At 66.8% G+C, this 15440-nt stretch carries 16 protein-coding genes; 11 read left to right on the plus strand and 5 right to left on the minus strand.

Annotation, left to right across the window (positions count from 1 at the left end; translation table 11 throughout):
• Positions 1-200 precede the first annotated feature (200 nt).
• Complete coding sequence (locus tag VES41_RS18255; RefSeq protein ID WP_324819960.1) at positions 201-1562, plus strand: MFS transporter; 1362 nt, start codon at positions 201-203, stop codon at positions 1560-1562.
• A 49-nt stretch (positions 1563-1611) separates the two neighbouring features.
• On the opposite strand, the gene VES41_RS18260 is transcribed toward VES41_RS18255, so the two are convergent.
• Positions 1612-1833: a hypothetical protein gene (locus tag VES41_RS18260; RefSeq protein WP_324819962.1), complete on the minus strand. Its 222-nt coding sequence runs from the start codon at positions 1831-1833 to the stop codon at positions 1612-1614.
• Between the two features lie 238 nt (positions 1834-2071).
• On the opposite strand from VES41_RS18260, the gene VES41_RS18265 reads away from it, so the two are divergent.
• The 3 genes from VES41_RS18265 (at position 2072) to VES41_RS18275 (ending at position 3573) form a co-directional block, all read left to right on the plus strand.
• A complete protein-coding gene (locus VES41_RS18265; RefSeq protein WP_324819964.1) occupies positions 2072-2347 on the plus strand; it encodes a hypothetical protein in 276 nt (91 codons plus the stop codon).
• Between the two features lie 11 nt (positions 2348-2358).
• On the plus strand, positions 2359-2883 hold the full coding sequence (locus tag VES41_RS18270) for a DUF421 domain-containing protein (RefSeq protein WP_324819966.1): 525 nt from the start codon (positions 2359-2361) through the stop codon (positions 2881-2883).
• A 192-nt stretch (positions 2884-3075) separates the two neighbouring features.
• Entirely contained in the window at positions 3076-3573 is a 498-nt protein-coding gene (locus tag VES41_RS18275) for a hemerythrin domain-containing protein (RefSeq protein ID WP_324819968.1), read from the plus strand.
• Positions 3574-3619: 46 nt separating this feature from the next.
• On the opposite strand, the gene VES41_RS18280 is transcribed toward VES41_RS18275, so the two are convergent.
• Genes VES41_RS18280 through VES41_RS18290 form a run of 3 tightly spaced genes read right to left on the minus strand, consistent with a single transcriptional unit; the run spans position 3620 to position 7023 of the window.
• Positions 3620-5884, minus strand: a complete 2265-nt coding sequence (locus VES41_RS18280) for a xanthine dehydrogenase family protein molybdopterin-binding subunit (RefSeq protein WP_324819971.1) — start codon at positions 5882-5884, stop codon at positions 3620-3622.
• 14 nt (positions 5885-5898) lie between these two features.
• The gene (locus tag VES41_RS18285) at positions 5899-6420 is read right to left on the minus strand and encodes a (2Fe-2S)-binding protein (RefSeq protein ID WP_414719187.1); all 522 of its coding nucleotides are present in this window, start codon (positions 6418-6420) and stop codon (positions 5899-5901) included.
• Positions 6421-6450: 30 nt separating this feature from the next.
• Entirely contained in the window at positions 6451-7023 is a 573-nt protein-coding gene (locus tag VES41_RS18290; RefSeq protein ID WP_324819975.1) for a TetR/AcrR family transcriptional regulator, read from the minus strand.
• Positions 7024-7212: 189 nt separating this feature from the next.
• Between VES41_RS18290 and VES41_RS18295 the strand changes: the two genes are divergently transcribed.
• The 7 genes from VES41_RS18295 (at position 7213) to VES41_RS18325 (ending at position 14006) form a co-directional block, all read left to right on the plus strand.
• Positions 7213-8022 (plus strand): IclR family transcriptional regulator, encoded by an 810-nt coding sequence (locus VES41_RS18295; RefSeq protein WP_324819977.1) that lies wholly within the window; start codon positions 7213-7215, stop codon positions 8020-8022.
• A 35-nt stretch (positions 8023-8057) separates the two neighbouring features.
• On the plus strand, positions 8058-9077 hold the full coding sequence (locus VES41_RS18300) for a TRAP transporter substrate-binding protein (protein ID WP_324819979.1): 1020 nt from the start codon (positions 8058-8060) through the stop codon (positions 9075-9077).
• Positions 9035-10945, plus strand: coding sequence for a TRAP transporter large permease subunit (locus VES41_RS18305; RefSeq protein ID WP_414719179.1), 1911 nt, complete (start codon positions 9035-9037; stop codon positions 10943-10945). Before VES41_RS18300 ends, VES41_RS18305 begins: the two co-directional genes overlap by 43 nt.
• A 65-nt stretch (positions 10946-11010) precedes the next feature.
• Positions 11011-11625 carry a hypothetical protein gene (locus VES41_RS18310; RefSeq protein WP_324819984.1) on the plus strand — a complete coding sequence of 205 codons (615 nt, stop codon included), beginning with the start codon at positions 11011-11013 and terminating at the stop codon, positions 11623-11625.
• Positions 11626-11708: 83 nt separating this feature from the next.
• Positions 11709-12119 carry a hypothetical protein gene (locus VES41_RS18315; RefSeq protein WP_324819986.1) on the plus strand — a complete coding sequence of 137 codons (411 nt, stop codon included), beginning with the start codon at positions 11709-11711 and terminating at the stop codon, positions 12117-12119.
• Between the two features lie 103 nt (positions 12120-12222).
• Positions 12223-13353 (plus strand): hypothetical protein, encoded by a 1131-nt coding sequence (locus VES41_RS18320; protein WP_324819988.1) that lies wholly within the window; start codon positions 12223-12225, stop codon positions 13351-13353.
• A gap of 29 nt (positions 13354-13382) precedes the next feature.
• Complete coding sequence (locus tag VES41_RS18325; RefSeq protein ID WP_324819990.1) at positions 13383-14006, plus strand: TIGR02466 family protein; 624 nt, start codon at positions 13383-13385, stop codon at positions 14004-14006.
• Positions 14007-14099: 93 nt separating this feature from the next.
• On the opposite strand, the gene VES41_RS18330 is transcribed toward VES41_RS18325, so the two are convergent.
• On the minus strand, positions 14100-15371 hold the full coding sequence (locus VES41_RS18330) for a twin-arginine translocation signal domain-containing protein (RefSeq protein WP_324819992.1): 1272 nt from the start codon (positions 15369-15371) through the stop codon (positions 14100-14102).
• Positions 15372-15440: the final 69 nt, after the last annotated feature.

The following is a 15440-nucleotide window of genomic DNA, read 5'->3' on the forward strand; positions in this document are numbered from 1 at the left end:
GCTGCAGGCGCTCAAGGAGATGGCGCTGCACACCGCATCGCGGCGCAGCAGCCCCAAGAAGAAGAGCCCGTTGGGAAAGCGTGATCGTCGGACCGGCGCGCTGGACCACCGATCACGGATTGGGACTGTGGAGCAACTTCGGCGCAGCCCGCTTTCCTACGATCCGGTCAATGAACCCATCACTCCACCAGGAGATCTCCATGAGCTCCACACCAGCCCCTGCAGGGCAACGCCGGCTCGATCGATCCGCCATCAAGACCCTGGCCTTTTCGGCCTTGGGCGGATCGCTCGAGTACTACGACTTCGTCATCTATGTCTTCTTCGCGGGCGTCATCGGCACGCTCTTCTTTCCGAGCCACTTGTCGCCCTTGGAGCGCGAGATGCAGGCCTTCGGCGTGTTCGCGGCGGGCTACCTGGCGCGCCCGCTGGGTGGGCTGGTCTTCGGGAAATTTGGCGACCGTTTGGGTCGCAAGCGCATGTTCACGCTGTCGGTGCTGCTGATGGCAGTGCCTACGCTGCTGATCGCCTGCCTGCCGACCTTCGACCAGATCGGCTGGTTTGCACCGGCGTTGCTCTTGGTCATGCGCGTGTTGCAAGGTGTGGCCGTCGGTGGCGAGCTGACCGGTGCCTGGGTGTTCGTGGGCGAACATTCGCCCCCGAAGCACTACGGCTTCGGCCTGGGCACCATCACCGCCGGCTCGAGCGGCGGCATTCTCCTGGGCAGCCTTGTGGCCTACGTGGTTCACCTGCACTTCTCGGCCGCGCAGGTTCACGATTTCGCGTGGCGCCTGCCGTTCGTGCTGGGCGGCGTGTTCGGCCTCGTGGCGGTTTACCTGCGCAGTTTCCTGCGCGAGACGCCGGTGTTCCAGGCCATGATCGAGCGTCGCCAGGTGTCCGCGCGGGCCATGCCTTTGCGCGCCATCATCAGCCAGAACCGCTTCGCCCTGGCATACCTGGGCTTGCAGACCTGGACGCTGGCTGCGGCATTGGGCGTGGTCTTGTTGTTGGCACCCAGCTATATGCAGCGCGTGTATGGCGTCCCTGCCGCGCAAACGATGGCGGCCAATGCGGTGGCCACAATGGCGCTGCTGGTAGGCAACCTGCTGGTCGGCTGGGCAACCGACCGTGTGGGCTCACGCGTGGTGATGTTCGTCGGCTGGGTGGGCGTGGCCCTGAGTTGCCATGCCCTTTTTGCCGGGTTGCCGTCGTCGTTCGGATGGCTGGTCGCGCACTATGCGATTGCGGGCCTGTTCGTCGGCACCATCGCCATCGTGCCGATCATTGGCGTGCGCGCCTTCCCGGCTGCGGTGCGGTCGACTGGGTTGTCCTTTGGCTACAACGTGTTCTACGCGATCTTCGGCGGCCTGACGCCGGTACTGGTCAGCGCCCTGAGCGGCCTCGACCACATGGCGCCGGCCTGGTACGTGATGGTGCTCTGTGCCATCGGAGCGGCGGCGGCATTCTTCAAGCCATCGGTGGCCAGCGATGAGGCCGGGCTCGACACCACGCCCGATACGCCCGCGCCTCAGCCGATCGTGGCGAGAACCCACGGCACCGCTTGAAGGCCCGTGGCGCCGACTTGCTGGTCTGCGCTGTGCTCTACGCGTCGCCCTACGCCGGCGCTGCCGCCGGCTCGCGCCAGAAGAACGGAATACCTTCCCGTGCGCAAAGCGCGCGCGCTTCCAGTTCCGACAACTCGCTGACCGTCACGCCATCGTCCATTTCGGCGCGAAGCTGGGAGTGGAAGGTCGCGGCAGCCTGAGGAGCCGGCCGGCCGGACTGGACCGGTGCGGACGGCTGCGGGCGGCTGCGGGACTGGAAGAAATTGCGCATGCGGGACTCGTTGACGGCGTTCGTATCGGGTGGGCCCCGGTAATCATGTAAACCGATAGTACCCATCCAGTGTTCGCGCGGCACTAGTCCAAACGGACTGGGGCACGTGACATTTGCCACACAGGGGCGCCTCCATTTCAACCTTGGGAAGCAATTGTCCGAGCCCGCTTGCAGCCGCCTGCCTACGCGGCAAGTGGAGAGGGGCCGCCATCATCGCCTCAACAGACGGAGGCACCCCATGGCCGAGAAAGACATCGAGTCGAGCGCCGCCCGGCGGCCGGTACTCTCGCAGACGACGCGGGACAAGGGAAAAGGCGCGCACCGCTGGATGGCGGTGCTTCTGGCGGCACTTCTGGTTGCCGCCGTCCTGATCGTCCTGATCTGGACCGCACGCCATGATCCAGGCCAGAAGACGTCCGTCGCCCCCTTCCAGCCCACGACGCAGACGGCGGCTGTCCCGTGCGAGGACAAAGCCGCATCCGCGCCGTGCAGCCAGACGCGGACGCGGGCGTAGACGCGGCGCCAATGTCCGACATCCTGGCCTTCGACAAGCCGATCCTGGAAATGGTCGTGCGCGGCACGGCGGTCTACTGGTTTCTTTTCATCGTGTTCCGCTTCGTCCTGCGCCGGGACGTGGGCTCCCTGGGCGTCGCGGATCTCCTGTTCGTCGTGCTGGTTGCAGATGCGGCCAGCAACGCCATGCAGGGCGACTACAACACGGTCGCCGACGGTTTCGTGCTTCTCGCCACCCTGGCGTGCTGGAACTACGCGATGGACTGGCTGAGCTTCCGATCGCCGGTCGTGGCGCGCTTCATCGAGCCGCCGCCCGAGACGCTCGTGCGCGACGGCCGGCCGAACCACCGCATGCTCGCGCGCCAGATGATGACCACCGACGAGCTGCTCGGGAAGCTGCGGGAGCAGGGGGTGGAAGACATCAGCGAAGTACGCATCGCCCGGCTCGAGAGTGACGGTGCCTTGAGCGTCTTCACCCGGGACGGCAAGTCCCATCCGGTGAAGCCGGAGGCTGCGCCCGGCCCTGGCAAGCGATAGGGATAAGGGCGGCGTCGAACGCGAAGGCAGCAACGCCCCCGGGGCGGCGCCCGGGGACCACGGGCATCAGGGCCGCGCCGATGCCCGTCCGATGCAAAGGGATGGCAGTACCTGCGGCCGGCGTCCTACGCCGGCGGACTCGTGCAGACTCGAAAGTTCGATTCCCCACTACCCACTTTGGAGTCGACGAACATGGCCACCACCTCCAAGCGCGCCGAGCCGGATGCCTGCAGCCTGCTCGACGCCGACCATCGCAACGTCAAGAAGATGTTCAAGGAATACGAAACCTTGACGCAATCGAAGGCGGCCAGCGCCGCCCGCAAGAAGCGTGAGCTGGCGATGCAGATCTGCATGGAACTGAGCGTACACGCGCAGATCGAGGAAGAGATCTTCTATCCGGCGCTGCGCGAAGTCCTCAAGAAGGACGCCGACCTGCTCGACGAGGCCGAGGTGGAGCACGGCACCGCCAAGGACCTGATCGCGGAGATCCAGGCCGCGCAGGACGTCGACGGCAAGTTCGACGCCAAGGTCATCGTGCTGGGCGAATACATCGACCACCACGTGAAGGAAGAGCGCAACGAGATCTTCGTCAAGGCGCGTGCCGCCCGCGGGCTCGATCTGGTCGGCATGCGCGAGGAACTCGCGGCGCGCAAGGAAGAACTGCTGGCGCAGGAGATGGCCGCCGCCTGACGGCTTGCACCAAACGCGCGCCCGGCTTGGAGCCGGGCGCGCCTGCTCAGGCCAACTTGAAGGGCAGCTCCCGCACCGGCTTGCCCGTGATCGCCGCCACCGCGTTCGCGAACGCCGGCGCCAGCGGGGGCAGCCCCGGCTCGCCCATGCCGGTGGGCGCATCGGCGCTGGGCACGATATGCACCGCGATCTGCGGCATGTCGGTCATGCGCGGCACCACGAAGTCGCCGAAGTTGCTCTGTTGCACGACGCCGTCCTTCAACGTGATGGCCGCGCCGGGCAGGCACATCGACAGCCCCATCACCGCGCCGCCTTGCACCTGCGCTTCCACGCTCCTGGGGTTGACCGCCAGGTTGCAGTGCACGCCGGCGGTCACGTTGTGCAGGGCGGGCGTGCCGTCCTTGACGGATGCCTCGACCACGTACGCCACCACCGAGTCGAAGGATTCATGCACCGCCACGCCCCAGGCGCGGCCGGCTTCGAGCTTCTTCTTGCCGTAGCCGGACTTGTCCACCGCCAGCTGCAGCGCCGCCTTGTGGCGCGGGTGCTTGTCGCCGATGAGCTTCATGCGATAGGCCACCGGATCCTGCCCGGTGGTGCGCGCGATCTCGTCGAGCAGCGTTTCCATGACGAAGGCGGTGTGGGTCGAGCCCACGCTGCGCCACCAGAGCACCGGCACGTTCTGGCTGGGGTGATGCACCGTCAGCCGCATCGGGACGTCGTACGGTTCCTTCATGCCTTCGACGGCGGTGGCGTCGATGCCGTCCTTGACCATCATCGGCTCGAACATGCTGCCCATGAGCAGCGACTGGCCGACGATGACGTGGTCCCACCCGGTGACGTTGCCCTGCGCGTCGAATCCGATCTTCGCGGTGTGAAGGTGCATCGGGCGGTAGTAGCCGCCCTTGATGTCGTCCTCGCGGCTCCACAGCGTGCGGATCGGCGCGGCAATGCCCGAGGCCTGCGCGGCCTTGACGACGCTGCACGCCTCGGTCACGAAGTCGCTGGTCAGCAGGCCGCGACGGCCGAAGCCGCCACCGGCCATCTGCACGTGGACCTTGACGTTCTCCGGCGGCACGCCCAGCACCTTGGCCGCCGCCATGCCGTCGATGCCCGGCATCTGCGTGCCGGTCCACACCTGTGCCTTGCCGTCGGCGAGGCTGACGGTGCAGTTCAGGGGTTCCATCGGCGCGTGCGCCAGGTAGGGAAAGACGAATTCCGCCTGGATGCTGTGCGCAGCACCGGCAAGTTTGGACATGTCGGCGTCGTACTTGCGCTTGCCCGGCTTCGTTGCCAGCTCGCGGTACTGCGCCAGCTGCTTGTCGCTGTCGACCTTCTCGACGCCGCTGTCGTCCCACTCGAGCTTGAGCGCATCCCGGCCCTGCTTGGCGGCCCAGTAGCCGTCTGCGACCACCGCGACGCCTTCGGCGCCGCGGTCGAGCGGCACGCGCAGCACGGCCTTGACGCCCTTGATCGCCTTCGCTGCACCGTCGTCCACCGACTTGAGCTTGGCGCCGAACACCGGCGGGTGGGACACCACGGCCGTCAGCATGCCGGGCAGGCGCATGTCGATGCCGTAGTTCTGGTGGCCGCTGGACTTGTCCTGCGCGTCGAGCCGGCCGGTGGGCTTGCCGATCAGGCGGAAGTCCTTCGGGTCCTTGAGCTTGACGGTCTCGGGCACCGGCAGCTTCATTGCCGCTTCGGCCAGCTCGCCGTAGCCGAGCTGCTTGCCGCCGGGGCCGATGACGGCGCCGTTGCGCGTCTGCAGCGTCGCGGCATCCACCTTCCACTGTGCCGCCGCGGCGCCGACCAGCATGGCGCGCGTGCGGGCGCCGAGCTCGCGGTATTGCGTGTAGGAGTTCTTGATGGAGCCCGAGCCGCCGGTGATGTGCATGCCGAAGGCAGGGTCGACATAGGCCGGGTCGTTGGTGCCGTGGACGCTCTTGACCTTGGACCAGTCGGCGTCGAGTTCCTCGGCCAGGATCATCGGCAATCCGGTCTGCACGCCCTGCCCGAAGTCGAGGCGGTTGATCGTGATGGTGGTGGTGCCGTCGCGGTCGATGCGCACGAAGGCCGCCGGCTGCTGCAGCGGCTTCAGGCCCGCGGGCTTGGCAGCCGTCGCACCCTTGTCCTGTGCCTTGTCCTGCGCGAGCGCGCCCATCGGGAACACGCCGAGCGCGAAGCCGCTCATCGCGGTGAGCTTGAGAAAGCTGCGGCGCGGCAGGCCGGCGGGTTCGTCGGTGTCGGCGCTGCGCAGCATGAGGGCGCGCAGGTTGGCGGGCAGCTCGAAGGTGGCTTGGTCGAAGTTCATGGCGGTCTCCTTCTTCAAGCCAGCGTCTTGGCCGCGTCGGCGACGGCGGCTCGGATGCGCGCGTAGGTGCCGCAACGGCAGATGTTGCCGGCCATGGCCGAATCGATCTCGGCTTCGGTGGGCAGCTTGCCGGGCGCGACCGTCTTGAGGAAGGCGGTGGCCGACATGATCTGGCCGCTCTGGCAGTAGCCGCACTGCGCCACGTCATGCCTGACCCACGCCTCGCGCACGGCCTTGCCGACCTTGTCGCTGCCGTCGGTGACCGCTTCGATGGTGGTGATCTTCTGGCCCGCCGCGGCCGAGACCGGCGTGACGCACGAGCGGATCGCCTGGCCGTTCAGGTGCACGGTGCAGGCCCCGCACAGGGCCGCGCCGCAACCGAACTTGGTACCGGTCATGCCCAGCGTGTCGCGCAGGGCCCAGAGGATGGGCGTGGAGGGGTCGGCGTCGACCTGGTGGTCCTTGCCGTTGACGTGGAGGGTGGTCATGTGGGGCTTTCTTCTGTTCTTGGGCGAATATCGGTTCGGGCAAACGATAGGCCTGCACGCGGCCCAGGTCAAGTGCCCTCAGGCCTTGATGCCGTCCCAGCAAAGGCCGAAGGCCATCGCCAGGTTGTCCTTCGTGCGGGCCAGCGCGCCGGAACGCAGCAGGTTGGCGGTTTCTCGCACCGAGCCGGCGAAGCTGTTGGTCAACAGGACCGTGGGCACGTCCTTGAGGATCTGCTGCGCCTTGGCCGACTCGATCAGCGCGACCCAGTCCCTGATCAGCCGGGCGGAAAGGTTGCGGCTCTCCTCGCTGAACCAGGGCGAGTTGTAGTACTGCTCCAGGAAGACCACCTGCGCGTAATGCGTCAGGCGGTGATCGAGCCAGTTCGTCCACATGTGCCGGAAGCGGCTGCGAAACGGCGCCTTGGGGTCGTCGCCGTGCATGAGGCTCGCGGTCGTGGTGGTCTTGGCCTGCTCGTAGAGCGCGACCATCAACTCCTCCTTGGACTTGAAGTACACGTACAGCGTGCCCGTGGCCAGCCCGGCCTCGCGGGCGATGCCCGCCATGGTCAGCCCGCTCAGGCCGGTCTTCTCGACCAGCGAGAACGTGGCCTCGGCGATGGCGCGGAGCTTTTCGTCGTCCTTGGGTTTCACGGGCGCGATCATAGCGCCGCGCGCGCTATTGGCGAACAAATATTCATCCAACGGCCCGCGTGACGTCGCCGAGCACCTTGTTCGTTGGAAGGGTAAACCCCTACGATTGCAACGCAATATCAATCTGGAAGGCGCTTCCAAAATGGGAGAGCGTTCCATAGAATCGCTCGAAACTTTGGAGGCCCAGCAATGAGCAACATCATTGACCGCAGCTTCAAGATCCTTGAGGAACTGTCTTATTACCCCGACGGGCGAACGTTGTCGGAGCTGGCGACGAAGGTCGACGTTCCGCTCAGCGCGACGCACCGGCTCCTGAACGACCTGGTCGAAGCCGGCTACGTCCGCAAGGACGAGCGTCATGGCGAGTTCGCCCTGACGATGAAGGTCGTGTCGCTCGGCCTGCGCCTGCTCAGCTCCGGCGGAATCGTCGACGTGGCCCAGCCCATCCTCGAACGGCTGGCGTTCAAGTGCAAGGAACTGGTGCGCCTCGCCATCGTGGACGGCGACCAGCTCATCTACGTGGCGAAGGCGCAGGGCGCGACGCACGGCCTGCGCTACGACCCCGAGATGGGCCAGCCGGTCACGCTCTCTTGCAGCGCCGCCGGCCTGGTGTGGCTGGCCACGAAAAGCGAGGACGAGGCCTTGCGGCTGGTCGCCAAGCAGGGCCTTGGCGACCCAAAAAGCTACGGGCCGGAAGCACCGGTATCGCTCAAGGCGTTCATGGAGCAGGTGCAGGCCACGCGCAAGCGCGGCTTCGCCACCACGATGAACGTCTTCCTGCCGGGCATGAGCTCGATGGCCACCCCCGTCTTCGACCCGAAGAAGGAAGTCGTCGCCGTCCTGATCATCGCCGGCCCCACGACCCGGTTGACCCAGGAGCGCATGGAATCGCTCAGCAATGCGCTGATCGAGACCGCCCGGGAGCTCACCGCCGCCAGCACGGTCTCGCAGATCTTCCAGCGCCGGCCGAACCAGCCGGTTCCCCCTCACAGGTCCTGAACTTCACCAACTCGCAACATCACTGGAGACATTCCTTGAACACCTCGATCAGTCGCCGCGCCGTCCTGGGCGCCATTGCCGCCTCTCCGCTCGTCGGCGCTCCCTTCATCTCGCGTGCTCGCGCTGCCGAGTTCGTGTTCAAGGTGGCGCACCCGCTGGCGATCAACCACCCGACCAACGTCAGGCTGCAGCAGGCGGCCGACCAGATCGCCAAGGACAGCGACGGGCGCATCGAACTGCGCCTTTTCCCCAACAACCAGCTCGGCGGCGAAGTCGACCTGCTCAACCAGGTGCGCTCGGGCGCCGTCGAGATGTTCGTGGTCGGCGGCCTGATCGCCTCGAGCGTCGTGCCGATGGCCGCGCTCGATGGCGTGGGCTTCGCGTTCAAGGACTCGGCCGCGGTCATGAAAGGCATGGACGGTGCGCTGGGCGCGCACATCCGCGCCGCCCTGATGCAGGCCAATCTCTATGCGCCGGCAACCATCTGGGACTACGGGTTCCGCCAGATCACCTCGTCGACCCGCCCGATCAAGACGGTCGACGACATCTCCGGCATGAAGATCCGCGTGCCCGGCGCCGCGGCCTATGTCGACCTGTTCAAGGCCCTGGGCGCCGCGCCGACCAGCATCCAGTTCAACGAGGTCTATCCGGCGCTCCAGACCAAGATCGTCGACGGACAGGAGAACCCGCTGGGCGTGATCCTGACGTCCAAGTTCTTCGAGGTGCAGAAGTTCTGCTCGCTGAGCAACCACATCTGGCAAGGCAACTGGGTGCTGATCAACGGCCGCGTGTGGCGCGGCCTGCCGCCCAAGCTCCAGGAGATCGTCGAGAAGCGCCTGAACGAGGCCGGGCTCGCGCAGCGCCAGGACCTGGCCGGGCAGGAGCAGTCGTACAAGGACACCATGGCCAAGGCCGGCCTGGCGTTCAACGACATCGACGCCGACTCCTTCCGCAAGAAGCTGACCGCCAACGGCTACTACGCGGCGGCCCGCAAGAAGTTCGGTGACCCGGCATGGAAGGTCCTGGAGCAGGCAGCCGGCGGGGACCTCGCGTGAGCACCAGCCAGGCGTCGCAGGAGCCCCGGACGGCATCGTCCTCGCCGCTCCTGCAGGCAGTCGACACCTGGCTCGGTCGCGCCGTCGACTTCGTCGCGGCGGCGCTGATCGTGGCCGAGGTGATCCTGCTTTTCTCGGGCGTGATCGCGCGCTATGTGTTCCACCATCCGATCGTGTGGTCGGACGAGCTCGCCGGCAGCATGTTCCTGTGGCTGGGCATGCTCGGCGCGGTGATCGCGCTGCGCAAGGGCGAGCACCTGGCCTTCAGCGCGCTGCAGCGAAGCGCCTCGGCGCGCGGGCAGGTGCTGCTGCGCGCCGGCGTGATGGCGGTGGTGTTCGTGACGCTGTGCCTGATGCTGCGCCCGGCGCTGGAGTACGTCGAGGACGAGGCATTCGCACAGCTTCCCAATCTTGGCGTGCCGTCGAGCTGGCGCGTCTTCGGGATCGAGCTGGGCCTGGGCCTCATGCTCGTCACCGTGGCGCTGCAGGCGGCACGCACGAAGCTGCTGTTGCCGACCATCGGCGCGACCGTGGGCCTGGTGGCGCTGGGCCTGGCGCTCTGGGCGCTGGGGCCGTGGCTCAAGAATATCGGCAACCTGAACCTGCTCGTCTTCTTCGTGGTGATCGTCGGGGCGGCCATCTTCATCGGCGTGCCCATCGGTTTCGCTTTCGCCATCGCGACGCTGAGCTACCTGGCGGTGACGACCTCCACGCCGATGAGCGTGGTGATGAACCGGCTGGACCAGGGCATGTCGCAGCCGCTGCTGCTGGCCATCCCGCTTTTCATCCTGCTGGGCCTGCTGATCGAGGTCACGGGATTCGCACGGACCATCATCGCCTTCCTCGCGGCGCTGATGGGATTCATCCGCGGCGGCCTCTACTACGTGCTGCTCGTCGCCATGCTGCTGGTCTCGGGCATCTCCGGCTCGAAGGTTGCCGACATGGCCGCCGTCGCGCCGGGCCTCTTTCCCGAGATGCGGCGCCGCGGCGCCAACGACGGCGACCTGGTCGCCTTGCTCGCAAGCTCGGCCGCGATGGCCGACACCATTCCGCCGAGCATCGTGCTGATCACGCTCGGGTCGGTCACCGGAATCTCGATCGCGAGCCTGTTCGCCGCAGGCCTCCTGCCTGCGCTGATCCTGGCGTTCTTCCTCGCCGCCGTCACCTTCGTGCGCTCGCGCTCCGAGCCGCCGCCGGCCGATTCCCGCCCCAACTGGCCCCTGATCCGCAAGTCGTTCGTCGCCGCGCTGCCGGCGATCGCGCTGCCGTTCGTGATTCGCTGGGCGGTCGTCGAAGGGGTCGCGACCGCCACCGAGGTCTCGACGATCGGCATCGTCTATGCGCTGGTGGTCAGCATCTTGCTGTATCGGCCCGTCCAATGGTCGCGTTTCTATCCGGTGCTGGTGGAGACGGCGGCACTGTCCGGTGCGATCCTGTTCGTCATCGGAACGGCGACCGGCATGGCCTGGTCGCTGACCCAGTCGGGATTCTCGGGGGACCTCGCCCGCGCGATGACCGCGGTGTCCGGTGGCGCCTTCGGCTTCCTGGCAATCACCATCGTGGTGTTCCTGCTGCTGGGCAACATCCTCGAGGGCATCCCGGCCATCCTGCTGTTCGCGCCGCTGCTGCTGCCGGTCTCGCACGCCTTCGGCATCAATGACGTGCACTACGCCATGGTCGTGGTGATCGCCATGAGCATCGGCCTGTTCGCACCGCCTTTCGGCATCGGCTTCTACGCGGCATGCGCCATCGGCAAGGTCACGCCCGACGCTGTCATCAAGCACATGTGGCGCTACCTCGCCGTACTGGTCGCGGGCCTCGTCGTCATCGCCGCGATCCCCGCAATCTCGACAGTCTTCATCAAGTGAAATCTCTCTAAATGGCTCTCCTAGGAAAAGCGGCTCTTGCCATGTGGTGGAACATGGCGCCGGAGATGAAGTCCGAATTCGAAGACTGGCATTCGCACGAGCACTTCCCCGAGCGCCTGGGCATCCCGGGCTTCCTGCGCAGTTCGCGCTGGACCAGCGCAGACGGCGGAGAGGGCGTCTTCGTCATCTACGAACTCGAAGGGCACGAAGTGCTCTCCTCGCCCGGTTACCTGGCGCGCCTGAACGACCCGACGCCCTGGTCGCGCAAGCTGATGCCGTTCCACAAGGACATGGTCCGCTGCCAGTCGCACGTGCTGGCCTCGCACGGAAGCCTGACGGCGCGCTGCGCCATGACCATCAGGCTCGCGTCCGGCCCGGACGACGCCGGGCGCGTAGCCGCGTTGAGCGCCATCGCCGGCGGGCTCACTGAGCGCCCCGGCCTGACGGGCGCGCACCTCCTGCGGCACGAAACGCCGGCCATCGCGCAGACGACGGAACAGAAGATCCGGGCCACGCCGGACCAGTTCGCCGACTACGTCCTGGTCGTCACGGCGTACGACGCGACTGTGCTTCGCGCGCTCGAGGCCGACCTCCTGGCCGACGAGGCGCTCGCGCTGGCCGGTGCCGCCCGAGGCATCTATTCGCTCTCCCACTCAGCCGTCGCAACCGACGTCCGGTAATGAAACGGCCGCCTGCTGCAGGGCTTTGCGTTCCCGGGCTGCAAGCGAAGGCCGCCGTGGCGGCCGGCCAGGACAACCAGTTGATGCGCGCGCATCGAGTCGCCAGCAAGACGCTCAGGGGAGAGGACATCGATTGGCTGTGCAACGGCTTCTCCGCGTTCCTTGCCAACAGCGGCCGTGTTCCCCTCGAGCGCTGCCTGCGCCTGCCGACGAGCGAGCGGGCGCTGAGCCGGGCGCGGCGCGACGACCTGCTGTGCATGGCATGGCTCGAGACCGATCCGTCGCTGTCCGCCTGGCAACGCTCCGAGGCGCTGGCCGAACAGGTGCGACGCTTCGCGGCGCGCAAGTGGCCCATGTGGTCGACGCTGCCCGCGGCGCCGGAGGGTGCAAGCGCCATGGAGAGGGCGCTTTTCGAGGCGTTCCGCTCGCACAAGCGCATACCGGGCACCACCATGCAACTGCACAACATCGCCGCCCAGTGCCGCGGTGAGTGAGCCGGTGCGCAGGACGGGTCCACAAAATTTGTTGGCAGCTCAATTTTGTGGACCGCTCCCTAAACTCGTTCATCCGATCGCATCAAAACACTGGAGACCGACGATGGAGAGACGCAATTTTCTTTCGGGGGCTGCCGTCATGGCGGCCGGCTTGGCATTGGGCAAGGAAGCCGCTGCGCAGGCGGCCGCACCGGAGCCCCAGAAGCTGGTCACGCAGCTGTGGTCGCGTCATCTTCAATGGGTCAGCACGCAGGCGTACGCACAGTCGGACCCGGAAGGCACGGGCATCATGATCGGCGAGGCGCTCATGCAGTCGGGCTATGCAGCCGTCGACCTCACGGTACGCGCCGACGGCCACGTGCTGCCCCAGAACGTTGCCACCGTGCTGCCGCTCATGCTCAAGGGCATCCGCAGCACGGGCGCCATCTGCGACCACATCGGGGTCAACTTCGCGCCGCCTGCCGATCCGGACAATACCCAATGGATCGCGGACCAGTACGTGCACGAGATCCTGTCGGTGGCCGGCGCCAACGGCATCAGGAAGTACCGATTCAACAATGCGGGCGCCGCCAACTTCGCCCCGAACACGTATGGCGATGCCATGACTGCGCTGCTCGACGGTGTGCGCGTCAACCACCAGCGCCTGGCGCAGATCAACGCCCAGTACGGTGGCCTGTGCGGTGTTGCCCACACGCACGGCAACAACATCGGCACCACCGTGTACGACTACGAGTACTCGATGCGCGGCATCGATCCCGAACTCATCGGCATCAACCTGGCGATCAGCCACACGGCCGGTGCGGCACCGCCGCCTTCCTCGGGCACCGCCCTGTGGCAGCTCGAGATGCGGCGCCACATGCCGCGCATCAAGTGCACGGCGGTCGAGGACATGCGTGCGGCAGTCAACGCCACCACGGGTGCGGTGAGCACCAGCACCATCGAGCCGAATCCGGCCACCACGGGCGGCGGCCTGATCAACTGGACATCGTTCTACCAGCTGCTGCTCGGCGGTGGCTACAGCGGCGCTGCCGAGTCGCAGATCGAGTACACCATTGCCGACGCCATCGGGGGCACGATCAGCCTCAACAGCGCCTTCTTCGCGGACAACGCCGCGTTCACGCAAGGAAGGCTGACGCCCGCGATGATGATCGCGACCATGAAGAACGCATCCGACTTCATCCGGGTCCGGGCGGCGGCCGCCGGCTGGGGCCAGAACGGAACGCAGCTGCTCTGAGCCATCGAGCGCAGCGCGGGGAAGAAGCCATGAAGGATGAAGTGTTCGGCCTGTTCCCCACGCCGATCCTGCGGGTTCCGGCCGCACTCGACGAGCGTCTCGTGCAGGGGCTGGTGCGGCATTTCAGCGCGCGGGCAACGCAAGGCAACAAGGAGTCGGCCCAGCTGTCGCACACCGCGATGCTCAACCCCGACGACAGCCCCCTGCTGGTGGAGGCCGCCATGGCCATCACGCCCAAGGTCGTCGACATGGGCGCGCTCATGTTCGGCCAGCGGCTCGACTGGGCGATCAAGGAAATGTGGGTCAATGTGCTCGAGACCGGCGGCATGCAGGCGCAGCACATCCACGCAAACAGCTTCGTGTCCGGCATCGTGTACCTGACGCCGACGCACGCGGGCTCGCAAACCGTGTTCATGAAGTCGTCCACCGGAACCGACTTCGTCTTCAGGAACGACGGCCCGGAAGTGGCGTCCACTCCCTTCAATGCCCAGCGATGGGTCAGCCCGGCCCCCGCGCCGGGCGACTTGCTGCTCTTCCCGAGCTACCTGCTGCACGCGGTGCCGGCCAACCAGGGAGAGCGCCGCATGACCATGTCGTTCAATGCCATCCCGAACCGTCTGGACTCGTGGGGCTACCGGGTCGAGTTCGGCTGAGCGCCGGATGAAGAACCGGCGTGCCCCTCGCGGCGCGCCGCCGGGTTGATCGGGGCCGCCTCCGGAAGCGGCCCGTCCCGCGGGCAACGAGGCTCAGATCACCTGGCTGTTGCTTCCGTCCTTGCCCCAGCCGGCAATCGCCGCGCGCTCCCGGATGAAGGTCGACGCATTCTTCATGGTCGCGATCATCATCGCCGGCGTCAGGTTGCCATTGACGAAGTTGGCGTTGTCCGACCAGAAGGCGGTGTTCAGGCTGATGTTCGCGCCGTTGTTGCCGTTGGGAATGCCGTACTCGATCTGCGACTCGGCCGCGCCGCTGAACCCGCCGCGCAGCAGGTGCCCGTAGAAGTTGGTCCAGTTGATCACCCCGCCGCCGGCGGTGCCCGGGAGCGGCTCGATCGTGGTGCCGCTCATCGCGCCGGTGGTGGCGTTGACCGTCGCACGCATGTCCTCGACCGCCGTGCACTTGATGCGCGGCATGTGCCGGCGCATCTGCAGCTCCCAAGCCGGATTGCTTCCGCCGCCCAGCGCCGCTCCAGCCGTATGGCTGATCGCGAGGTTGATGCCGATCAGTGCCGGGTCGATGTCGCGCATGGCGTACTCGTAGTCGTACACGCTGGTGCCGATGTTGCCGCCATGCGTGTGGGCGACGCCGCACAGGTTGCCGTACCTGGCATTGAGCGCCGCCAGGCGCTCGTGGTTCGCGCGCACGCCGTCGAGCAGCGCCGTCATCGTGTCGCCGAAAGTGTTGCTGGCGAACGAGGCCACGGTCAGGCCGGTGCCCGTCGTGCCGGGAACAGCGGTGCCATTGGCGTTGTTGAAGCGGTACTTCCTGATGCCGTTGTCGTTGGCCACGGCCAGGATCTCCTCGACGTTCTCGGCCACGATCCAGCTGGTATTGAGCGGGTCGATCGACGGCGTGAAGTTCACGCCGATGTGGTCGCAGATCGCGCCGGTGCTGCGGATGCCCTTGAGCATGTCGGGCAGGTGCGTCTTCACGTTCTGGGGCAGAACATGGCCGTCGGCGCGCACCGTGAGATCGACCGCGGCGTAGCCGCACGCCAGGAGTGCCTCGCCGATCTTGATGCCGACGCCGTAGGGGTCCGTTCCATTCTGGGACTCGGCCTGGGTGCTCACCCATTGAAGGTGGCGGGACCACAGCTGCGTGACCAGCTTCTGCGGCTCGGCGGGGGTCGGATCGACGACAGGCGGAGCAGGAGGAGGAGCGACGTCGACGGGAGGAGGTTCGGAGCCCGAAGGCGACTGGGCCACCGGCCCGGAGTTCGAGCTGCCACCACCGCAGGCTGCCAGGCCGACTCCAGCCACCACGGCGGCGGCTCCCGAAAGAAAATTGCGTCTCTCCATCGTTGGTCTCCAGTGTTTTGATGCGATCGATGGACGAGTGTATGGAGGGGTCCACAAAATTCGGATCCC

The organism is Variovorax sp., assembly GCF_035634955.1.
In the GTDB taxonomy this organism is placed as follows: domain Bacteria; phylum Pseudomonadota; class Gammaproteobacteria; order Burkholderiales; family Burkholderiaceae_C; genus Variovorax.